We start from the raw sequence: 20,827 nt of genomic DNA, 5'->3' as shown, positions 1-20,827 counted from the left end.
AGGTGTTGGAGGAGGTCCAGGGCCTGGTAGAGGGTCAGGCCCTGGCAGGGGCTTTTGGGCTGCTCCGCTGTTCGGTGAGGAACAGGTGGGCTGCGGTGACGAGGGTGACGTGCCGGTGCCAGCCGGTGAACGAACGGCCCTCGAAGTGGTCCAGTCCCAGGGCTGTTTTCAGCTCGCGGTAGTCGTGCTCGATCCGCCAGCGGGACTTCGCCAGACGGACCAGGTCCTTGGCGGGAAGGCCGGCGGGCAGGTTCGAGATCCAGTACTTGACCGGCTCGGCCTCGCCCTCGGGCCACTGGGCGATCAGCCAGACGAGCGGGATCGTGCCGTCCTCAGCAGGCTTGGGCCGCCGGCCGGCGAGGCGGACCCTCAGGAAGACGAAGTGCGAGCTCATCGCCGCTTTCGAGCCCTTGCGCCAGGTCACGGCCCGGCCCCGGTGGCGTCCGGCAGTCAGCACATGCTCGCGTAAGGACACCGGCCGCGTGCGGTATCGGGGCAGCGGGCGGGGCCCGAGCCCGCCATAGCCGGGCTGGTGCGGCACGGCGTCCTCGCCGTGGGCGGTCATCTCGCCCTTGACCTGCAGGACGTAGGCCAGCCCGCGGTCTTCCAGACCGTGGCGGAAATCGGCGTTCGCACCGTAACCGGTGTCCGCGACCAGGGCGGCCGGCCGGAGGCCGATCCCGGCGAGTTCGTCGAGCATCTCCAGCGCGAGTTGCCACTTCGGGCGGTGGTATTCGCTCTCGGGGATCCGGCAGGCCGCCCGGCGCTGGGCCGCCTCAGGCCCGTCCCACGACTGCGGCAGGAACAACCGCCAAGACAGCGGGCACGAGGCGGTGTCGGAGGCGGCATGGACACTGACGCCGATCTGGCAGTTGCCGACCTTGCCCAGGGTGCCCGAGTACTGGCGGGCAACCCCGGGCGATGCCTTGCCGTCCTTGGGGAAACCGGTGTCATCGACCACCCACACCTGCGGGCGCACCGCCTGCACAGCCCGCCACGCCAGCCCGGCCCGCACGTCCTTCACCGGCCAGGTCGAGGAGGTCATGAACTGCTGCAACTGCTGGTGGTCGACCCCGAGGCGTTCGGCCATCGGCTGCATCGACTTCCTGCGGCCGTCCAGCAGCAGCCCCCGCAGGTACAACTGGCCCTTCGCCTGCCAGTCCGGCCGCACCAACGGCGCGAACACCTCGGAGGCGAACTCCTCCAACCGGACCCGAACCGCGGCAAGCTCCCCAGCCCTCATACAACCAGCGAACTACCGAACACCCGACGTGACAAGACCCGCTAACAAAGCACTACTAGGACCCCGGCCGTCTCCTAGAACAGCGGCAACTGCCCCGGATGCGGCCCGAGGACGAACCCGTCCAGCGTCGGCGCCGAGGCGCCGAGCACCACCCTGGCCCGTGAGCCGGGGCAGGAGACCAGGTCGGCGCGGCCGCGACCGTCGGGAGGGTCGTGGCGGGCGATCCGGCCGCCGGTGACGGCGCAGTCGCGGCCGCAGGCGGGGCAGGCCCGGCGGGGGGAGGAGGACATGGCCCCAAGTCTGCCCTGCCGCACCGACATCAGCCCTGCTGGGCCGTCAGCCACGCCTCGTGGGCCCGGCTGACCCGGTCCCACAGGGCAGTCCGGTCCGCGGGCGTCAGATCGTCCAGCTCCCGCCCGAAGACGGTGGCGATGACCTCGTAGAACTCCTCCTGGCCGGTCAGCTCGCGGTCGCTCGGCCCCTTCGCCGGGTCGATGCGGGTCAGGATCCGCCCGCGCATCAGGTCGATGGACTCGGCGTCCCGGCGCAGCAGGGCCAGGGTGCGCACGAAGGAGGAGTCCTCGGCGGTGGACAGCCTCAGGTGCTCCGCCTCGAACTCGTCCATCCCGGCCGCGGCGGACCGGAAGTTCATCAGGGGGAACGGGCTGCCCGGGTTGTAGTAGCTCCAGCCCTCCAGTGGCCCGGCCAGGCGCTCCAGCCGGTAGCCGAAGCCGCCCTGTTCGTACTCGCCCTCGCGCAGCGGCAGCGGCTCGTAGGGGCCGTCGCCGAGGCCCACGTCCACCAGGTACGCCTCGCCGCCGACCCGCACGGTCAGCGCGAGGTGGTTGCCGTTGACGTCCTGCGCGCCGGTCTCCTCGTAGACGCCGCCCACGTGGCGGGTGACCTCGTACCCGAGGTGTTCCAGGAGCGCGGCGAAGGCCCCGTTGAGGTGGAAGCAGTAGCCCCCGCGTCCGTCGGCGAAGCGGCGCGCCGACAGCTCGGGGCCGATGGCGGGCGGCCGGCCGAGCTGGATGTCGATGTTCTCGTAGGGGACGCGCTCCAGGTGGGCCCGCTGGAGGGCGAAGAGCCCTTCGGCGGAGGGCGCGGCGGGGGCGGTCACGCCAAGTCGTCGCAGATACGCGTCGAATATGCCAGAAGTCATGTGATCACCCTATGGGTCACATGCCTGGATTTCCCGTCAAATGAGCTGTGGTGCGCGCTACTTGTCGATGTCGCCGACCACGAAGAACAGCGAGCCCAGGATCGCCACCATGTCCGCGACCAGCGTCCCCGGCAGGAGCACGGCCAGCGCCTGGATGTTGTTGTACGAGGCGCTGCGCAGCTTCAGCCGGTACGGGGTCTTCTCGCCCTTGGAGACGAGGTAGTAGCCGTTGATGCCGAGGGGGTTCTCGGTCCAGGCGTACGTGTGGCCCTCGGGGGCCTTCAGGACCTTGGGCAGGCGCTGGTTCACCGGGCCGGGCGGGAGCTCGGCCATCCGGTCCAGGCAGGCCACGGCGAGGTCGAGCGCGTTGTGGGTCTGGTCCAGCAGGACCTCGAAGCGGGCCAGGCAGTCGCCCTCGGTGCGGGTGACGACCTGGAGGACGTCCTGGAGCTCGCCGTACGCGAGGTACGGCTCGTCGCGGCGCAGGTCGAAGTCGACGCCGGAGGCGCGGGCGATGGGGCCGGAGACCCCGTACGCGTGCACGGCCTCGGCGGAGAGCACGCCGACGCCGCGGGTGCGGCCCCGGAAGATCTCGTTGCCGTGGACCAGCTTGTCGTAGACGTCCATGCGGGTGCGGACGTCGGCGATGGCCTCGCGGGCCCGGCCCAGCCAGCCGGCCGGGAGGTCCTCCTTGAGGCCGCCGACGCGGTTGAACATGTAGTGCATGCGGCCGCCGGAGATCTCCTCCATGACGGCCTGGAGCTCCTCGCGCTCGCGGAAGGCGTGGAAGATCGGGGTGATCCCGCCCAGTTCGAGCGGGTACGAGCCGAGGAACATCAGGTGGTTGAGCACCCGGTTCAGCTCGGCCAGCAGGGTCCGCATCCACACGGCCCGCTCGGGGACCTCCATGCCGAGCATCCGCTCGACGGCCATGACCACACCGAGCTCGTTCGAGAACGCGGACAGCCAGTCGTGGCGGTTCGCGAGCATCACGATCTGCCGGTAGTCGCGTGCCTCGAACAGCTTCTCGGCGCCGCGGTGCATGTAGCCGACCACGGGCTCGGCGCTGACGATCCGCTCGCCGTCCAGGACGAGACGCAGGCGCAGCACGCCGTGCGTGGAAGGGTGCTGGGGGCCGATGTTGAGCACCATGTCGGTGCTCTCCGCCGCCCCGCCGATGCCGACCGTGGTCTCCGTCATGGCGGCATTGTCTCAGCCCTACGCTTGAGGAATGGAAACGGGGACTGCGGGTGAGACGGTGGGGCCCGAGTGGGTGGGGCTGCCGGGTGGGCTGCTGAGGCTGCGCCGGGTGCTGCTGGTGGTGTGGACGGGGATTCCGGCGGTGGCCACGGGGGTCGTGGCGGGGCTGCTGATCGGGCCGGCCTGGGCGCTGCTGGGGGTGTTCTGGCTGCTCCTCCTGGTGTGGGGCTGGGACCTGACCGGCCGGAACTGGCGGTCCTGGCGGTACGCCGAGCGTGCGGACGACCTGCTGATCAGCAGAGGCGTGCTGTGGCGGGAGCAGACCGTGGTCCCGTACGGGCGGATGCAGCTGGTCGAGGTGACCTCGGGGCCGCTGGAGCGCCGCTTCGGGCTGGCTTCCGTACAGCTGCACACGGCCGCCGCTGCCACGGACGCCAAGATCCCGGGCCTCGCGCCCGCCGAGGCGGAGCGGCTGCGCGACCGGCTCACCGAGCTCGGCCAGGCAAGGTCGGCGGGCCTGTGACCCCCGAACCGGCGCAGGCCGCTCCGGTGGGAACCGCCCCTGCCGTCACGGGCGAGCGGCGGCTGCATCCCCTCACCCCGCTGCGCCGTGCGTGGGTGCCGATCGCGGCGACCCTCGGTGTCGTCCTCCAGCAGGGCGACAGGGCGCAGCAGTGGATAGCGGACCAGTCCGCCGTGCTGCGCCTGCTGGCGCTGGCCGCCCTGGTCCTCGTCTTCGGCCTGTACGGGTTCTTGAGCTGGTGGGTCACGTACTACTCGGTGACCGACACGGAGCTGCGCATCCGCACCGGTCTGCTGTTCCGGCGCACCGCGCACATCCGGCTCGACCGGATCCAGGCCGTGGACGTCACCCGGCCGCTGCTGGCCCGCGTCGCGGGCGTCGCCAAGCTGCGCCTCGATGTGATCGGTACCGAGGACAAGGACGAGCTGGCCTTCCTCTCCGAGAAGGAGGCCGTGGCCCTGCGCGCCGAGCTCCTGGCCCGGGCGGCCGGCTTCGCGCCCGAGGAGGCGGTGAGCCTGGGCGAGGCCCCGGACCGGGAGCTGCTGCGCGTACGCCCGCGCGACCTCGTCGTGTCGCTGCTGCTGAGCCTGGGCGTCTGGGCGGCGCTGGCCGGCGGACTGACCGCGCCCGTGGTGGTGTGGTGGCTCAGCTCCAGCCCGTGGGCGGCCGTCGTCACCCTGCTCCCGCTGCTCGGCGCGGTCTGGGCGGGCAGCGCCGGCCGTTTCCTCGTCGAGTACGACTGGCGGGTCGCCGAGTCCCCGGACGGGCTGCGCCTCGACCACGGTCTGCTCGACCGGGCCCACGAGACCGTGCCGCCGGGCCGGGTGCAGACCGTACGGATCGTGGAGCCGCTGCTGTGGCGGCGGCGCGACTGGGTCCGGGTGGAGCTGGCCGTGGCGGGCTCGAAGAACGACGTGCTGGTCCCGGTGGCCTCGCGGGCCGCCGCGTACGCCGTGACCGCCCGGGTGCTGCCGGGCGTGGACCTGGCCGCCCTGTCCTTCAGCGGCTCGCCGGGCACCGGCTCGCGCTGGGTGGTCCCGGTGTGGTGGAAGGGCTACGCCCTGGCCGTCTCCGGGGACGTGTTCGCCGCCCGGCACGGCCGGGTGTGCCGGCGTACGGAGATCGTCCCGCACGCCAAGGTGCAGAGCGTCCGGCTCACCCAGGGGCCCTGGGAGCGGGCCCGCGGCCTGGCCGACGTGCACGTGGACACCGGGGCGAACGGCACGGTGACGGCCCGGCTGCGGGCCGCCGGCGAGGCCGCCGAACTGCTGCGCGCCCAGGCGGCCCGCTCGCACACCTCCCGCGCGGCGGCCCGTCCGGACCGCTGGATGACGACTCCCGGGACGGAGACGGGGGCTTAGGACTCCGGCCCCGGGCCGCCCGGCCCGGGGAACTCCGCTGCGGGGGCGGCCCAGGTCGAAGGAGACGGCCTAGCCGAGGCCGCCGCCGCCCGCGCGGACCAGGCCCGTCTCGTACGCCAGGACCACCACCTGCACGCGGTCGCGCAGGCTCAGCTTGGTCAGGATGCGGCCCACGTGGGTCTTCACCGTCGCCTCCGAGAGCACCAGCCGCGCCGCGATCTCGCCGTTCGACAGGCCCTGGGCCACCAGCAGCATGACCTCGCGCTCGCGCTCCGTCAGCCGCTCGATCTCCTTGTTCTGCGGCTCCTGAGTGGTCGTCGGGAGCATCGGGGCGAAGCGGTCCAGCAGCCGCCGCGTCGTCGACGGGGCGACCACCGCGTCCCCGCTGTGCACCGAGCGGATCGCCGCCAGCAGCTCGGCCGGCGGCACGTCCTTCAGCATGAACCCGCTCGCCCCCGCCTTCAGCCCGGAGAACGCGTACTCGTCCAGGTCGAAGGTGGTCAGGATGATCACCTTCGGGTGCTCCTCCGGCTCACAGATCCGCCGCGTCGCCTCGACCCCGTCGAGCCTCGGCATGCGCACGTCCATCAGCACCACGTCCACCTTCGTGGCCCGCAGCACCTCCAGCGCCTCCAGGCCGTCACCGGCCTCGGCGACGACCTCCATGTCCGGCTGGGCGGCGAGCACCATGCGGAAGCCGGTGCGCAGCAGCACCTGGTCGTCGACCAGCATCACTCGGATGGACATCCGTCACCTCGTCCTCTTCAACTCTTCTTCAGGGGCAGCAGCGCGCTGATCCGGAAGCCGCCGCCGGGCCGCGGCCCGGCGTCCAGGGTTCCGCCGACCATACCGATCCGCTCGCGCATGCCGATCAGTCCGTGCCCGGCGCCGTCGGCGCCGCCGTCCTCGTACAGCTCGTGTGCCGCTCCCCGCCCGTCGTCCTCGACCAGCAGGCCGAGCCCGTCGTCGAAGTAGACCAGCCGGACGCTCGCCTTCGCGTCGGGGCCCCCGTGCTTGCGCGTGTTGGTCAGCGCCTCCTGCACGATCCGGTACGCGGTCAGCTCCACTCCGCTGGGCAGCCGCCGGGGCGCGCCCTCGACCTCGAAGTCCACCGTGAGCCCCGCCGCCCGTACCTGCTCGACCAGCACCTCGATCTGCTCGACGTCCGGCTGGGGCACGTAGTCCTCGGACTCCTGCGGTTCGCCGGTGCGCAGGACGCCCAGCAGCCGGCGCATCTCGGCGAGGGCCTGGCGGCCGGTGCCGGAGATGGTCTGGAGGGCCTCCTTCGCCTGCTCGGGCGCCACGTCCATGACGTACGCGGCCCCGTCGGCCTGGACCACCATCACCGAGACGTTGTGCGCGACGACGTCGTGCAGCTCGCGGGCGATCCGGGCGCGCTCGGCGGCCACGGCCACCTTGGACTGCGCCTCGCGCTCCTTCTCCAGCCGCTGGTTCCGCTCGATGAGCTGGGCGTAGTAGGCCCGCCGGGTGCGCAGCGAGTCGCCCAGCACCCAGGCGAGGGCGAAGGGGACGATCATGAAGACGGCGAACAGGATGTTGTCGACGTCGTTCGTGCCCTTGTCCACGCCGTGCCGCACGAAGTAGAGCGGCGCGGCGACCAGCCCCCAGCCCAGTGCGGTGCGCGAGACCCAGCGCGGGACCTCGCTCGCGGCGACGGTGAAGAGGATCACGAACATGGCGACGTCGTAGAACCCGGCGATGACGCCCACGGCCAGCTGGTAGACCCCGGCCCCGAGGGTGAGCCAGAACATCGACTGCGTCCACTTGCGCCGCAGGGCCACGGCCGTGCTCATGGCGAACACCACGGGGACGGCGACCAGCTTCATCGGGGTGTCGACGGTGGATTCGGCAGCGACGTTCAGCATCGAGACCCCGAAGAGGAGGACAGCCCAGAAGCTGTCGACGCCCGTCGGGTGTCTGCGGAGGAAGTCGTAGAGGCGCTGCACGTAACCCAGAGTAGGGAACGTGGATAGGTGCTGGAGTCAACCAGAGGTTCCAACCTGGCCCGGGGGGCGTACTCCGCAAGGTGGAGGGTGAGCATAACCTTCGTGGGATGAGCGCCCAGGATGCATCCGAGACCCCGGTCCGATGGCGCAGTGCGATGGAATCCGCGCTGTACGGGCCCGGCGGTTTCTACGTCCGCCCGGACGGGCCCGGGCCCGCCGGGCACTTCCGCACCTCGGTGCACGCCTCCGGGCTGTACGCGGGAGCCGTGGCCCGGCTGCTGCGGTGGGTGGACGCGGAGCTCGGGCACCCGGCGGACCTGGACCTGGTCGACGTGGGCGCAGGGCGGGCGGAGCTGCTGACCGGGGTGCTCGCCGCGCTGCCGGCGGAGGTGGCCGTACGGGTGCGCCCGTACGCGGTGGAGCGAGCGGAGCGGCCGGCGGGGCTCGACCCGCGGATCAGCTGGGTGGCTTCGCCGCCGGAGGGGACGACGGGGCTGCTCTTCGCCAACGAATGGCTGGACAACGTGCCCCTCGACGTGGCCGAGGACGGGCGGTACGTGCTGGTCGCGCCGGACGGTACGGAGAGTCCCGGCGGCCCGGTGGACGACGCGGACCTGGCCTGGCTGGAGCGGTGGTGGCCCGGCGGCGGCCGCGTGGAGATCGGCCGGACCCGTGACGAGGCCTGGGCGGCGGCGGTGGCCGGTGTGGAGCGGGGCCTGGCGGTGGCGGTGGACTACGCGCACACCCGGGAGACGAGGCCGCCGTACGGCACGCTGACGGGCTTTCGCGGGGGGCGGGAGGTCGCGCCGGTTCCGGACGGCAGCTGCGATGTGACGGCGCACGTGGCGTTGGACGCCTGCGCGGCTGTGGGCCCGGGTGCGGGCCCGGGCCCGGTGCTGCTGAGCCAGCGCGAGGCCCTGGCCGCCCTCGGGGTCTCGGGCGCCCGGCCGCCGCTGGCCCTGGCGTCCGAGGATCCCGCGGGGTACGTGCGGGCGCTCGCCCGTGCCGGGCAGGCGGCCGAGCTGACGGCCCGTGGGGGGCTGGGGGACTTCCTGTGGCTCTGCCGGCCCGTGGGGATCGCGGCTGCCTGGCCGGGCGGCTGACGCGGCCCTGCCGTGGGCTGACGCGGCCCTTCGGCCGCCGCTGGGGCTGGATGCCCGGTACGGCCGGAGGGGGCGGGATCCCGTGTGGGATCCCGCCCCCTCCTCAGGGCTCCTGGTTACCGCGTGACCTCGTCGTGGCCCGCGTGGAGGCCACCGCCGCCGCCGCTGCCGCCCGGGGTCGGGACGGAGACGACCGGCTTCGAGAGCGGGGCCAGGTCGTGGGCGTAGTGGCCGACCGCGTCCGCGATGACGTCGACGTTGATGTCGAGCGCCTTCTGGTCGATGTTCGTGATGTCGTCACCCTTGCCGTGGTAGTTCACGTCGTAGGCGACACCCGCCTGGCCGCCGAACTTCGCGGCCTCCGCCGGGGTCTTGATGCCCTCGGCGCCGGTGAACGTACCGCCGGACGGGATGCCGACCTCGATGAACGGGCCGTAGTCCGAGCGGCCGGAGAAGTCCGTGCCCGCGTGCGGGATCTTCTTGGAGTCGAGGAAGTCGGTGATCCCCTTCTCGATCTGCGCGGAGCCCTCCGGGCCGGGGCCCGCGCCCACGCCGTCCGAGTCGTCGCCGTCGTAGACGAAGTAGGCGGCGTTCGGCGAGGCGATCATGTCGAAGTTCAGGTAGAGCTTGATCTGCTTCTTCTGGGCCTCCGTCAGCCCCGCGACGTACGCCTCGGAGCCGAGCAGGCCGTACTCCTCCGCCGACCACCAGGCGAACTTGACCTTGTTCTTGATCTTCGTCTGGCTGCTGGCGAGGCGCTGCGCGACCTGGAGGATGCCGGCCGAGCCGGAGCCGTTGTCGTTGATGCCCGGGCCCGCCGCGACCGAGTCGAGGTGCGCGCCGAGGAAGACGGTGTTGTTCTCGTCCCCGCCGCGGGTCTCCGCGACCACGTTGTACGTCTTGCGGTTCTCGCGGAACTCGCGGATGTCCAGGGTGACCTCGACCGGGCCGGCCGCGGCCTCGGCGGCGAGCTTCTCGCCCTCCGCCTGCGTGATGCCGCCGGTCGGGACCTTGCCCGCGGTGGCGTCGCCCAGGGTGCCGTTCAGGGCGCCCTCGGTGTTGTTGTAGAGGATCGCGCCGACCGCACCGGCCGCGGCCGCGTTGGCCTGCTTGACCGCGAAGGTGCAGCCGCCGCGCTTGACCAGGGCGATCTTGCCCGTGAAGGCGCCCGCGGCGAAGTCGCCCGGCTCGCAGCCGTTGGTGCCGTCCGCGTCGACCGGGGCGACCGCGACCTGCGCCGTGATGCCGTCCTCCGGGCCGCTCGCGGTGTACGTCATCAGGCGGATCGGGACGTCGCGCCCGTTCGCGCCGTTCACCGTCAGCTTCTCGGCGATGGTCTCGACGTACACGAAGTCGAACTCGTTCTTCGTGACCTTGTAACCGGCGGCCTTCATCACGGCCTCGACGTACTTCGCCGACTGGACGTGGCCCTTGGAACCGGCCACGCGATTGCCGTCGTTGTAGTCCGCGAGCGCCTGCAGGACCTTCAGGTGGTTGTACGCGCCCTTGCCGGTCGCTTCCTTGACCAGCTTCCTGGCCAGCGCGTCACCGCGTGCGGCGTCGCTCTGCGGGCTCGTCGCGCCGGCCGGGCCGGCGAGCAGCAGGGGCGAGACAAGGGCCGCGGCCGCCAGGGCGGCGGTGGCAGCGGCTATACGGCGTGAGGGCATGCAAGGTCCTTCCACGGCAAAGTGCGAGCAGGGCCAAACGGTGGACGCACGTTAAGCGGCAAGGAGCCGCCATGGCCAGAGTTTCAACTGATTCCGGTTCATGAAATCCGGATATCGGCGAATTGGCCTAGCGCAGGATGCCCTCGATGAAGTCCGAACCGATGCGTGCGACGGCAGACAGATCCAACTGATGCTGGGCATAACGGCCTTGGCGTCGCGTATGGATCAGACCGGCCTTTTTCATGACCGCCAGATGGCGTGACACTTCCGGTGCGGTGATCCCGTACACGGTCGCCAGCTCACCGGTCGTGTACGGGGCCCGGGCCAGACTCCGGCACAGCATCATCCGTACGGGGTGCGCCAGTGCCTCCATGCGCCGCCGGAGCAGTTCCACGGACCCGGGTGCGGAGTCCAGTTCGGGGGAGCCGAGCGGGTAGTGGACCACCGGACGCCAGCCCGGTGCGTGCAGCACCAGCAGGTGAGGCCAGCCGAAGTTGGTCGGTATGAAGACCAGGCCGGTGCCGGTGCGGGGGTCCGTGGCGGTCGTCGAGCCGTCCACCATCTTGTCTGCGGTGATCGTCGTGTGGTCCTCGTCCACGCCGAGCGCCGTCGAGACCTCCTTGAGCGCGGCCGGCAGCCCCTTGCGGCGCAGCAGCTCGGTCTTGTGCCGGGCGTCGGCGGCCTGCGCGGGCTCGACGCGCTTCCAGATCTCGGCGAAGAAGGCCTCGTCGCAGTCCTCGACGAGCCGCCGCATCCACACCCGTACGGCCGCGGTGTCGTCCAGCAGCCGGATGGAGAAGGCCAGCTGACGGGGGCCGCGGGCGGCGGCCGTCTCCAGCGCCTTGGCGCGGCTCGACGGGTCGGTGAGCGGGGAGGGGCCGCCGCCGTCGTTGTACGAGGCGAGCCAGCAGTGTTCGAGGGCCGCCGTCACGAACCGCTCGTCGTCCATCCGGTCGAGTACGTCGAGCTCCTCGGCCAGGGTGGCGCTGGGCAGGCCGGTCCCGCCGGGGACTCCGGCGAAGGGCATGAAGATGTCGGAGAAGGAGCTGCGCCACATGAACTCGGCCTCCAGCAGCCGGTCCGCGAGGCACGGATCGAGCGTGGCGGCGGTGGCGGTGCTCCAGGAGGCGAGCCGGGGGTGGTGCGCGGGCTGGGAGAGCGCGTGCAGGGCCATGCAGAGCTCGGCGAGCGGGGAGGGCGTGAAGCTGATCCGCTCGGCGGGGAGCCCGGCGATGTCGATGGTGACGCTCATCGGGCCATTCTGCCGGTGCGCTCCCGCGCGGGGTGGCGGTGACGGGGCCGGAGGGGCGCGGGCCCGTCACCCGGGGCCGTGCCCCGGACCCGTGTGCCGGTGCGGCGCCGTTGCGGGGGCTCCGCCCCCGGGCCCCCGCGCCTCAAACTCCGGCGGGGCTGGAAGGTATGGGCTCCGCCCCGGGCCCCCGCACCTCAAACTCCCCCGGCCACCGCCGGGAGGTGCCCCCGGGCGGGGCTGGGTTCGGCCCCTTGGGCGCGACCCGTCCCCCGCGCCACCGCCGGGGAGGTGCCTGCGGGGTTACTCGAAGTTGGGGGCGTTGCGTTCGTAGACCAGGCGGAGGCCGATGAGGGTCAGCCAGGGTTCGTGGTCGTCGATCGCCGAGGACTCGCCGAGGACCATCGGGGCCAGGCCGCCCGTGGCGATGACCCGGACGTCGTCCGGGTCGCCGTTCGGGCCGGCCAGTTCCTTGGCCATCCGGCCCACGACCCCGTCGACCTGGCCCGCGAAGCCGTACACCACGCCCGACTGCATCGCCTCGACCGTGGACTTGCCGATCACGTTGCGCGGGCGGGCCAGCTCGATCTTGCGGAGCTGGGCGCCGCGGACGCCCAGGGCCTCCATGGAGATCTCGATGCCGGGGGAGATGACCCCGCCCACGTACTCGCCCTTCGCGGACACCGCGTCGAAGGTGGTCGCCGTGCCGAAGTCGACCACGATCGCCGGGCCCCCGTAGAGCTCGACCGCCGCGACCGCGTTGATGATGCGGTCCGCGCCGACCTCCTTCGGGTTGTCCATGAGGATGGGGACGCCCGTCTTGATGCCGGGTTCGACGAGGACCGCCGGCACGTCGCCGTAGTAGCGGCGGGTGACCTCGCGCAGCTCGTGCAGGACCGACGGCACCGTCGAGCAGATCGCGATGCCGTGGATCCCGTCGCCCAGCTCGCTGCCGAGCATCGGGTGCATGCCCATGAGGCCCTGCATCAGCACGGCCATCTCGTCGGCCGTGCGGCGCGGGTCGGTCGAGATGCGCCAGTGCTCGACGATCTCGTCACCGTCGAACAGGCCCAGGACCGTGTGGGTGTTGCCTACGTCGATGGTGAGGAGCACGGGTTACACCGCCTCGCGCAGATCGAGGCCGATGTCCAGGATCGGCGAGGAGTGCGTCAGCCCGCCGACCGCCAGGTAGTCCACGCCGGTCTCCGCGTACGCCCGGGCGCTGTCCAGCGTCAGGCGGCCGGAGGACTCCAGCACCGCGCGGCCGGCCACCAGGGCCACGGCCTCGGCGGTCTGCGCGACCGTGAAGTTGTCCAGCAGGATCAGGTCGGCGCCCGCCTCGAGGACCTCGCCGATCTGCTCCAGGGTGTCGACCTCGACCTCGATCGGAACGTCCGGGAAGGTCTCCCGTACGGCCTTGAAGGCCTGCGCGACGCCGCCCGCGGCCACCACGTGGTTGTCCTTCACCAGCGCCGCGTCCGACAGCGACATGCGGTGGTTGACGCCGCCGCCGCAGCGCACCGCGTACTTCTCCAGGGCGCGCAGCCCCGGCGTGGTCTTGCGGGTGTCGCGGACCTTGGCCCCGGTGCCCTCCAGCACGTCCGCCCAGCGGCGGGTGGCGGTCGCGATGCCCGACAGGCGGCACACGATGTTCAGCGCGCTGCGCTCCGCCGTCAGCAGGTCGCGGGTGCGGGAGCGTACGGACAGCAGCACCTGCCCGGCCTTGACGGCGTCGCCGTCCTCCGCGTGCCGCTCCACCTCGAAGGCCTCGGTGCAGACCACGGAGAACACGGCCTCGGCGATGCGCAGGCCGGCCACGACGCCGTCCTCGCGGGCGATGAAGTCGGCCACCGCCTCGGCCTCCTCCGGCACCGTGGCGACGGTGGTGACGTCCACCCCGCCGTCCAGGTCCTCGGAGAGCGCCATGTGGGCGATGTCCTCGACCTCGACGGGGTCCAGCCCGGCGTCCGCCAGCAGCTGGGCCAGGGCCGGGTCCAGGCCGGTCTCCTCGCCGTCGCCGCAGGCGCAGTCGTCGCCGCAGCCGGCGCCGTCGTCGGCGGGCTGGTCGATCAGGGGAAGTTCGTCGGGGGTGCTCACGGTCACTGCTCCAGGCTCTGGGTGCTGAGGGGTACGTGCACGGACGGGAAGTCCGCGGAGTCGGTGGGGGTGACGACCAGCGCCCGCTTCTCGGTCGCCGACAGGCGGACGACGAGATGGCGGCGCCAGGCGGCATCGTCCCGGTCCGGGTGGTCCTCGCGCCAGTGGCAGCCGCGGGTCTCCACGCGCCGCTGCGCGGCGGCGACCAGTACCCGGGCCACGCACAGCAGGTTCGTGGCCTCCCAGGTGTCCACCCCCGGTTCGGCGGTCTTGCCGTGCGCTTCGAGGGAGTTCAGGGCGGTGGCGTACAGGCCTTCGAGCGCCTCGGCGGCCGTGCGCAGGGACGCGGCGGAGCGCAGCACGCCCGCGCCGTCCGTCATGATCCGCTGGATCTCGTGCCGGGCCTCGGCGGGCTGCAGCGGGCCGGTCGAGGGCACCGGTACGCCGGGGCCGTTGCCGGAGCGTGCCTGCGCGGTGATGTCGTCGGCGATGCGCTCGGCGAAGACCAGGCCCTCCAGCAGGGAGTTGGAGGCCAGCCGGTTCGCGCCGTGCACGCCGGTGCAGGCGACCTCGCCGCAAGCGTACAGGCCCGGGACGGTGGTGCGGCCGTGCAGGTCGGTCCGTACGCCGCCGGACGCGTAGTGCGCGGCGGGCGCGACCGGGATCGGCTCGGTGACCGGGTCGATGCCGTGGGAGCGGCAGGCGGCGAGGATGGTGGGGAAGCGCTGCTCCCACATCTCGGCGCCGAAGTGCCGGGCGTCGAGGTACATGTGCTGGGCGCCCTGCTCCTGCATGCGCCGCATGATGCCCTTGGCGACGATGTCGCGGGGGGCGAGCTCGCCGAGCTCGTGCTGTCCCACCATGAAACGCACGCCGTCCGCGTCGACCAGGTACGCGCCCTCGCCGCGGACCGCCTCCGAGACGAGGGGCTGCTGGCCTTCGGCGTCCGGGCCGAGGAACAGCACCGTCGGGTGGAACTGCACGAACTCCAGGTCGGAGACCTCGGCCCCGGCGCGCAGGGCGAGCGCCACGCCGTCGCCTGTGGAGACGGAGGGGTTGGTGGTCGCGGAGAAGACCTGGCCCATGCCGCCGGTCGCGAGGATCACGGCGGGCGCGTGGACGGCGCCGACGCCGTCGTGCTGGCCCTCGCCCATGACGTGCAGCGTGACCCCGGCGGTGCGGCCGTGCGCGTCCTGCAGCAGGTCGAGGACGAGCGCGTTCTCGACGGTACGGATCCCCGCGGCCTGCACGGCTTCGACGAGCGCCCGGGAGATCTCGGCCCCGGTGGCGTCGCCGCCCGCGTGCGCGATCCGGCGCCGGTGGTGGCCGCCCTCACGGGTCAGTTCTATCTCCCCGGTCTCCGCGGAGGTGTCGAAGACGGCGCCCGTGGCCATCAGCCGCCGTACCGCGTCCGGTCCTTCGGTGACGAGCAGCCGGACGGCCGCCTCGTCGCACAGGCCCGCACCGGCGACCAGGGTGTCGTCCAGGTGCTGCTCGGGGGTGTCGCCCTCGCCGAGGGCCGCGGCGATGCCGCCCTGGGCCCAGCGGGTGGAGCCGTCGTCGAGCCGGGCCTTGGTGACCACGACCGTACGGCGGCCGGCGGCGGCGCAGCGCAGCGCCGCGGTCAGCCCCGCGACGCCGGAGCCGACGACCACGACGTCGGCGTCGACGGCCCAGCCGGGGGCGGGTGCGTGCAGCCGTATGCCGGTGCCCGCGCCGGTGCCGCCCGACGGGAGGCCTCTGCCTGGGGTGCTCACGAGTGTGCTCCGAATTCCAGTGGGATGTTGTCGATCAGCCGGGTCGTGCCCACTTTCGCGGCGACGGCCAGTACGGCCTGTCCGGTGAACCCGGGGCCGGCCTCGGCGAAGTCCTGCGGGTCGACCAGCGCCAGGTAGTCCAGCACGAGCGGCGGCTCGTGGCGGCCCGCCTCCTCCAGGACGTGGGCCGCGGCGGCCCGTACGGCGTCCGGGAGCCCGGTGCCCGCCGCGGAGACGGCGTGCGCGTCGGCGGAGGCGCGGATCTCGCCGAGCCGGGCCAGGGCGGTGGCCCGCTCGTCGCTGGCCGGGGAGGCCTCGGCGCGGGCCCGCAGCGCGGCCTGCGCGGCGAGCCGGTCCTGTCCGGCGAACAGGGCGCGGGACAGGGCCAGGGCGGTGCGCCGCTCGGCGGACGAGAGGTAGCGGTTGCGGGAGGACAGCGCGAGCCCGTCGTCCTCGCGGACGGTCGGTACGCCGACCACCTCCACGGGGAAGTTCAGGTCGGTGACCATACGCCGGATCAGGGCCAGTTGCTGCGCGTCCTTCTGGCCGAAGAGGGCCAGGTCGGGCTGGGTGAGGTGGAGCAGCTTCGCGACGACGGTCAGCATCCCGTCGAAGTGGCCCGGGCGGGTGGCCCCTTCGAGGCGCTCGCCCATGGGGCCGGCACTGATCCGCACCTGGGGGTCGCCGCCGGGGTAGACCTCGTCGGCCGCCGGGGCGAACACCACGTCGGCGCCCGCCCCTTCGGCGATCGCGAGGTCGGCGTCGAGGGTGCGCGGATAGCGGTCCAGGTCCTCGCCCGCCCCGAACTGCAGGGGGTTGACGAAGACGGTGACCACGACCTGGCCCTGCGGTCCGGCCAGTTCGCGGGCCGAGCGGATCAGGGTGGCGTGGCCCTCGTGCAGGGCGCCCATGGTCATCACGACGGCACGGCGGCCGGTGCGCGGCAGTTCCCGGAGCTCCGCGGCGGTGTCGAGCAGCAGTCGGCTCACGGGGTGTCGCCCCCTTCCGGGTCCGGGTCGGCGAGCACGCCGAGCAGGTCCTCGGCGAGCTCGGGCTTGAGCAGTCCGTGGGCGAGGGCGCGGTCGGCGGTGGTGCGGGCCATCGCCAGGTATCCGGAGACCGTGCCGGGCGCGTGCTTGCGCAGCTCCGAGACGTGCGCGGCGACCGTACCGGCGTCGCCGCGGGCCACCGGGCCGGTCAGGGCGGAGTCCCCGGAGCGCAGGGCGTTGTCGAGGGCCGCGCCGAGCAGGGGGCCGAGCATCCGGTCGGGGTGCTCGACCCCGGCCTTGCCCAGCAGCTCCATGGCCTGGGCGACCAGGGTGACCAGGTGGTTCGCGCCGAGGGCGAGGGCCGCGTGGTAGAGCGGACGGTTCTCCTCCGCGATCCACTCGGGCTCTCCGCCCATCTCGATGACCAGGGCCTCGGCGGCGAGCCGCAGCTCCTCGGGGGCGGTGACGCCGAAGGAGCAGCCGGCCAGCCGCTGCACGTCGACCTCGGTGCCGGTGAAGGTCATCACGGGGTGCAGGGCGAGCGGCAGGGCGCCCGCGCGGCGCGCCGGGTCGAGCACGGCGGTCCCGTACCGGCCGGAGGTGTGGACGAGGAGCTGTCCCGGCCGGATCGCACCGGTCTCGGCGAGCCCCTCGACCAGGGAGGGCAGCGCGTCGTCGGGCACGGTGAGGAGGACCAGATCGGCCTTCTCGAACACCTGCTCGGGTGATACGAGGGGGACGTCGGGCAGCATCCGCGCGGCGCGGCGCACCGAGGCGTCGGAGACGCCCGACACGGCGACGGGCAGGTGCCCGGCCTGCTGGAGCGCGCGGGCCAGCGCGGGGCCGACCCGGCCGGCTCCGACGACACCGACCGCCAGCCGGGCAGGGCGTGGCTGCTGTGATGGATTCACGCGGGGAGGGCCTTCCGTTCCAGTCCGCGGGGGGTACCGGACGATACGCCGCCATGCTAGCTCCTGGCCCTTTGGCCGGTCGGCGATGATCGTGAGCCATGAGCGAGGACTACGAGGGCTACGCGGACACCGAGGACACCGGGCACGCCGAGGCCGCCGAGGACACCGAGCGGGAGAAGCGGCAGGCTGCGGCCTGGCGGGGGGCCGGGCGGATGCTCTCCCGTTCCCTGCGGGACGCCACGGTGGCGGAGCTGCTGGCGCCGCTCGCCCATGCCCCGTACGACCTGGACCAGCCGGCCGACCTCTACGGCAACGGCGTGGTCGCCGAGCTGGAGCGGCGGGTCGCGGACCTGCTGGGCACCGAGGACGCCGCCTTCTTCCCGAGCGGGACCATGGCCCAGCAGGTCGCGCTGCGCTGCTGGGCGGGCCGGACCGGGAACCCGGTGGTGGCGCTGCACCCGATGAGCCACCCCGAGCGGTGGGAGGGCGGCGCGCTGTCGGCCGTCTCGGGGCTGCGGGTGGCACACCCGACGACGGAGGCGCGCCAGCCGTCGGCGGAGGAGGTCGCGGGGCTCGCGGAGCCGTTCGGCACGCTGATGCTGGAGCTGCCCCTGCGGGAGGCGGGCTTCCTCCTGCCCACCTGGGAGGAGCTGGAGGCGCTGGCGGACGCGGCCCGGGAACGGGAGGCGGTGGTCCACTTCGACGGGGCCCGGCTGTGGGAGTCCACGGTCCACTTCGGGCGGCCGCTGGCGGAGATCGCGGGGCTCGCGGACTCGGTGTACGTCTCGTTCTACAAGTCCCTCGGCGGCCTGAGCGGGGCGGCGCTGGCCGGGCCGCGGGCCTTCGTGGAGGAGACCAGGGTCTGGCGCCACCGGTACGGCGGCCAGATCTTCCGGCAGTTCCCGCAGGCCCTGGCCGCGCTGGCCGGGCTGGAGCGGGAACTGCCGCGGCTGCCGTCGTACGTGGCGCAGGCGCGGATGGTGGCGGCGGCGCTGGGGCCGGCCTTCGCGCAGGCCGGGATCCCGTGGTCGCGGGTGCACCCGGAGCCGCCGCACACCCACCAGTTCCAGGTCTGGCTCCCGTACGACCCGGAGCACCTGACGGAGGTGTCGGTCCGCGTGGCGCAGGAGACGGGCCGGGTCCTGTTCCGCCGTTGGTGGCCGGCGCCGGTCCCCGGCCTCGCGGTGACCGAGGTCGAGGTCACGGAACCGGGCCTGAGCTGGACCGGGGCGGAGGTCGCCGAGGCCGTGGCGGCCTTCGCGGCGCGCCTGTAGTGCCGGCGGGTTCCCGGCGAGGCCCCTTCGAGGCCTCGCCGGGAACCGGGGAATCGCCGGATTGCGTTAAAGACACCGCCGGGGGGCGGACGCGGAGATACCGTCCCCCCACTGGAAATACCCGCGAGGAGACACCATGACCGCTCGGCCCACGTGGCAGAAGTCCTCGTTCTGCGGCGAGGCGGAAGACGCCTGCGTCTACGTATCCGCCGCCCCAGGCACCCTCGTGCGCGTCGCCGACCGCGCCGATCCCGCGCACCTCGTGCTCGCCACGACCCAGGCGGCCTGGGCCGATTTCCTGGCCGCGGTGAAAGAGTCCGGCTGACCGACCGGCCGCGCCAAAGGGGATTTTGTCCGATTAGCGCGTATCTTCGGCCCATGCCCACGCCCTACGGATCCCGCGGCGGCATGGCGTTCAGTGCCGCAGAGCTGCACGTGCTCAGGCGCTCGCTCGCCCACGCCCTTCAGTCCTCCTCGGCCCCCCTCAAGGCCTCGGAGGTCCAGGACTGCCTGCGCCTCGCGCAATCGGTGGACGACGTGGTGCAGGAGGCGGGCCGGCTCAGAGCCTTCCTCCTGGAGGATCTGGCCCGCTACCGGGGCGCCCTGCCCGGCAGCCTCTCCGGGTACCTGGAGCTGCTCCAGGACGCCCTGGCCGCCGGCTACGAGCCCGCACCGGACGATCTGGCGGCCCTGCGCGCCCTGCGGGCCAACCCGGTCGCCGCGGCGCTGCTGGTCCGGGCCCAGGCCGTCCTGGAGCGTTCCGTACGCCGCCGGCTGTCGACCGCGCCCGCGCCGCGGACCCGGCTGCTGGCCCTGGCCGGCGGCCGGGAGGAGCCGGCCCCGGGCCCGAAGCCCCAGCCCAAGCAACCGCCGCAGCCACAGGCGCCCCCGCGGCCGGTCCCGACCCCCGGCGAGGTGTTCCCGCCGCGCCGCAAGCCGACCCCGCCCCCGGCGGAGGGCCGGGCCGCCGGATAGTTACGCTGAGGGGCATGGACTACGTTTCCGCGCTCGTGCCCCCCATCGTGATGGCCGCGTTCTTCATCGCTCTCGTCGTGACGATCGTGAAGACCCAGGGCGGCGCCAACAAGGCCAAGGAGGACGAAGCGGTCGACGCCGTGATCGCCCGGGCCGAGGCCGCCCGCCAGCCGCGCAAGTAACCGGCGCCGTCCGGGGTCCCGTCGGGGCCCCGGATTTTGTCGCGCGTTGCCGAGCGAATAGTCGGGCAATTACCCACAAGCCGCACTATCGTGCTGTTGTGCCTCGCCCCTTGGGAGAACTCGAAGACGCCGTCATGACGCGGGTGTGGCAGTGGAACCGCCCGGTCACCGTTCGAGAAGTGCTGGAAGACCTCCAGCAGGAACGGTCCATCGCGTACACCACGGTCATGACCGTTATGGACAATCTTCATCAGAAGGGCTGGGTCCGCCGGGAAGCGGAAGGCCGCGCCTATCGATATACGGCGGTCTCGACCCGCGCCGCATACTCGGCCGCACTGATGAACGAAGCGTGGTCGACCAGTGACAACCCCGCGGCCGCCCTCGTCGCCTTCTTCGGCATGATGTCCGCGGAACAGCGGGAAGCCCTCCGGGACGCCGTCCGGATCGTCCAGCACGACGATGAAGCGGCCGAAGCGGCCGATGCGGCCGATGCGGCCGAAGCAGCGGCCCCGGCCGAGGCGGCCGCACCGGCAGGCTCCGCCCCGGCCGGAGGGGAGTCCGGCGAGCGTCCGGAGGGACCGGGGCGATAGCGTCCGGGCCATGGGAGAGTTTTCCGCCGCACATCCAGAAACAGTGACGATCCGCCGTGCCCGCACCGGTGACGTTCCCGCGCTGCGCCGCCTGCTCGACCAGTACGTGCAGCAGCGGATCCTGCTCGACAAAGCACCGGTCGTCCTTTACGAGGACATCCAGGAGTTCTGGGTCGCGGAACGCGAGTCCGGCGGCCAGGTGGTCGGGTGCGGCGCTCTCCACGTGATGTGGGAAGACCTCGCCGAAGTACGCACTCTCGCCGTCGACCGCGACCTCAAGGGCGCCGGCGTCGGTCATCTGGTGCTGGAGCAGTTGTTGCGGACGGCCCGCGAGCTCGGCGTGAGCCGGGTTTTCTGTCTCACCTTCGAAGTGGACTTCTTCGCGAAGCACGGCTTCGTCGAGATCGGGGAGACCCCGGTCGAGACCGATGTCTACATGGAGCTCCTGCGTTCCTATGACGAGGGCGTCGCCGAGTTCCTCGGTCTCGAACGAGTGAAGCCGAACACCTTGGGCAACAGTCGGATGCTTCTGCACCTCTGATCGATGGCCCCGGCTTTTCCGGCCCTCCCCGCACCT

The 20,827-nt window shown here is 72.7% G+C and carries 22 protein-coding genes; 9 read left to right on the top strand and 13 right to left on the bottom strand.

From position 1 onward, the window contains the following. Positions 1 to 34: 34 nt before the first annotated feature. From ACTVZO_RS19700 to ACTVZO_RS19685, 4 genes are all read right to left on the bottom strand, one after another. The gene (locus ACTVZO_RS19700) at positions 35 to 1,243 is read right to left on the bottom strand and encodes an IS701 family transposase (RefSeq protein ID WP_443299644.1); all 1,209 of its coding nucleotides are present in this window, start codon (positions 1,241 to 1,243) and stop codon (positions 35 to 37) included. 74 nt (positions 1,244 to 1,317) lie between these two features. Then, on the bottom strand, positions 1,318 to 1,533 hold the full coding sequence (locus ACTVZO_RS19695; RefSeq protein WP_443299643.1) for a hypothetical protein: 216 nt from the start codon (positions 1,531 to 1,533) through the stop codon (positions 1,318 to 1,320). Positions 1,534 to 1,562: 29 nt separating this feature from the next. Further along, complete coding sequence (locus ACTVZO_RS19690; RefSeq protein ID WP_443299642.1) at positions 1,563 to 2,405, bottom strand: arylamine N-acetyltransferase family protein; 843 nt, start codon at positions 2,403 to 2,405, stop codon at positions 1,563 to 1,565. Between the two features lie 57 nt (positions 2,406 to 2,462). Further along, the gene (locus ACTVZO_RS19685) at positions 2,463 to 3,605 is read right to left on the bottom strand and encodes an NADH-quinone oxidoreductase subunit D (protein WP_443299641.1); all 1,143 of its coding nucleotides are present in this window, start codon (positions 3,603 to 3,605) and stop codon (positions 2,463 to 2,465) included. Between the two features lie 31 nt (positions 3,606 to 3,636). Between ACTVZO_RS19685 and ACTVZO_RS19680 the strand changes: the two genes are divergently transcribed. Then, complete coding sequence (locus ACTVZO_RS19680) at positions 3,637 to 4,128, top strand: PH domain-containing protein (protein ID WP_443299640.1); 492 nt, start codon at positions 3,637 to 3,639, stop codon at positions 4,126 to 4,128. Further along, the gene (locus ACTVZO_RS19675; RefSeq protein WP_443299639.1) at positions 4,125 to 5,489 is read left to right on the top strand and encodes a PH domain-containing protein; all 1,365 of its coding nucleotides are present in this window, start codon (positions 4,125 to 4,127) and stop codon (positions 5,487 to 5,489) included. Before ACTVZO_RS19680 ends, ACTVZO_RS19675 begins: the two co-directional genes overlap by 4 nt. A 69-nt stretch (positions 5,490 to 5,558) precedes the next feature. On the opposite strand, the gene ACTVZO_RS19670 is transcribed toward ACTVZO_RS19675, so the two are convergent. After that, positions 5,559 to 6,236 carry a response regulator gene (locus ACTVZO_RS19670; protein WP_443299638.1) on the bottom strand — a complete coding sequence of 226 codons (678 nt, stop codon included), beginning with the start codon at positions 6,234 to 6,236 and terminating at the stop codon, positions 5,559 to 5,561. Between the two features lie 17 nt (positions 6,237 to 6,253). Next, positions 6,254 to 7,456, bottom strand: coding sequence for a sensor histidine kinase (locus tag ACTVZO_RS19665; RefSeq protein WP_443299637.1), 1,203 nt, complete (start codon positions 7,454 to 7,456; stop codon positions 6,254 to 6,256). Between the two features lie 107 nt (positions 7,457 to 7,563). On the opposite strand from ACTVZO_RS19665, the gene ACTVZO_RS19660 reads away from it, so the two are divergent. Continuing rightward, positions 7,564 to 8,559 (top strand): SAM-dependent methyltransferase, encoded by a 996-nt coding sequence (locus ACTVZO_RS19660; protein WP_443299636.1) that lies wholly within the window; start codon positions 7,564 to 7,566, stop codon positions 8,557 to 8,559. Between the two features lie 116 nt (positions 8,560 to 8,675). On the opposite strand, the gene ACTVZO_RS19655 is transcribed toward ACTVZO_RS19660, so the two are convergent. From ACTVZO_RS19655 to ACTVZO_RS19625, 7 genes are all read right to left on the bottom strand, one after another. Next, on the bottom strand, positions 8,676 to 10,226 hold the full coding sequence (locus tag ACTVZO_RS19655; protein ID WP_443299635.1) for a M28 family metallopeptidase: 1,551 nt from the start codon (positions 10,224 to 10,226) through the stop codon (positions 8,676 to 8,678). 127 nt (positions 10,227 to 10,353) lie between these two features. Then, entirely contained in the window at positions 10,354 to 11,478 is a 1,125-nt protein-coding gene (locus ACTVZO_RS19650) for a DUF5937 family protein (RefSeq protein WP_443299634.1), read from the bottom strand. Between the two features lie 300 nt (positions 11,479 to 11,778). Continuing rightward, entirely contained in the window at positions 11,779 to 12,588 is an 810-nt protein-coding gene (locus ACTVZO_RS19645) for a type III pantothenate kinase (RefSeq protein ID WP_443299633.1), read from the bottom strand. A gap of 3 nt (positions 12,589 to 12,591) precedes the next feature. Then, on the bottom strand, positions 12,592 to 13,572 hold the full coding sequence (nadC, locus tag ACTVZO_RS19640) for a carboxylating nicotinate-nucleotide diphosphorylase (RefSeq protein ID WP_443299632.1): 981 nt from the start codon (positions 13,570 to 13,572) through the stop codon (positions 12,592 to 12,594). Positions 13,573 to 13,574: 2 nt separating this feature from the next. Beyond that, positions 13,575 to 15,329: an L-aspartate oxidase gene (locus tag ACTVZO_RS19635; RefSeq protein ID WP_443299631.1), complete on the bottom strand. Its 1,755-nt coding sequence runs from the start codon at positions 15,327 to 15,329 to the stop codon at positions 13,575 to 13,577. Continuing rightward, positions 15,326 to 16,318, bottom strand: a complete 993-nt coding sequence (gene panC / locus ACTVZO_RS19630) for a pantoate--beta-alanine ligase (protein ID WP_443299630.1) — start codon at positions 16,316 to 16,318, stop codon at positions 15,326 to 15,328. The genes ACTVZO_RS19635 and panC overlap by 4 nt, the downstream gene beginning before the upstream one ends. Further along, a complete protein-coding gene (locus tag ACTVZO_RS19625) occupies positions 16,315 to 17,229 on the bottom strand; it encodes a Rossmann-like and DUF2520 domain-containing protein (RefSeq protein WP_443299629.1) in 915 nt (304 codons plus the stop codon). Before ACTVZO_RS19625 ends, panC begins: the two co-directional genes overlap by 4 nt. Positions 17,230 to 17,327: 98 nt before the next feature. On the opposite strand from ACTVZO_RS19625, the gene ACTVZO_RS19620 reads away from it, so the two are divergent. The 6 genes from ACTVZO_RS19620 to ACTVZO_RS19595 all read left to right on the top strand — a co-directional run bounded on the left by ACTVZO_RS19620 (position 17,328) and on the right by ACTVZO_RS19595 (position 20,791). Continuing rightward, a complete protein-coding gene (locus ACTVZO_RS19620) occupies positions 17,328 to 18,503 on the top strand; it encodes a threonine aldolase family protein (protein ID WP_443299628.1) in 1,176 nt (391 codons plus the stop codon). Between the two features lie 136 nt (positions 18,504 to 18,639). Next, a complete protein-coding gene (locus ACTVZO_RS19615; protein ID WP_443299627.1) occupies positions 18,640 to 18,828 on the top strand; it encodes a DUF397 domain-containing protein in 189 nt (62 codons plus the stop codon). Between the two features lie 53 nt (positions 18,829 to 18,881). Then, positions 18,882 to 19,478, top strand: coding sequence for a hypothetical protein (locus tag ACTVZO_RS19610; protein ID WP_443299626.1), 597 nt, complete (start codon positions 18,882 to 18,884; stop codon positions 19,476 to 19,478). A gap of 14 nt (positions 19,479 to 19,492) precedes the next feature. Continuing rightward, entirely contained in the window at positions 19,493 to 19,660 is a 168-nt protein-coding gene (locus tag ACTVZO_RS19605) for a hypothetical protein (RefSeq protein WP_443299625.1), read from the top strand. Between the two features lie 98 nt (positions 19,661 to 19,758). Continuing rightward, complete coding sequence (locus ACTVZO_RS19600) at positions 19,759 to 20,250, top strand: BlaI/MecI/CopY family transcriptional regulator (RefSeq protein ID WP_443299624.1); 492 nt, start codon at positions 19,759 to 19,761, stop codon at positions 20,248 to 20,250. 10 nt (positions 20,251 to 20,260) lie between these two features. Further along, complete coding sequence (locus ACTVZO_RS19595; protein WP_443299623.1) at positions 20,261 to 20,791, top strand: amino-acid N-acetyltransferase; 531 nt, start codon at positions 20,261 to 20,263, stop codon at positions 20,789 to 20,791. The last annotated feature ends 36 nt before the right edge of the window (positions 20,792 to 20,827 follow it).

Origin of the sequence: Streptomyces sp. IBSNAI002, assembly GCF_052244475.1 — a bacterium.
Lineage (GTDB): Bacteria > Actinomycetota > Actinomycetes > Streptomycetales > Streptomycetaceae > Streptomyces.
Note: the sequence above shows the minus strand (reverse complement) of the source record. Positions and strands in the feature narration are given on the sequence as shown.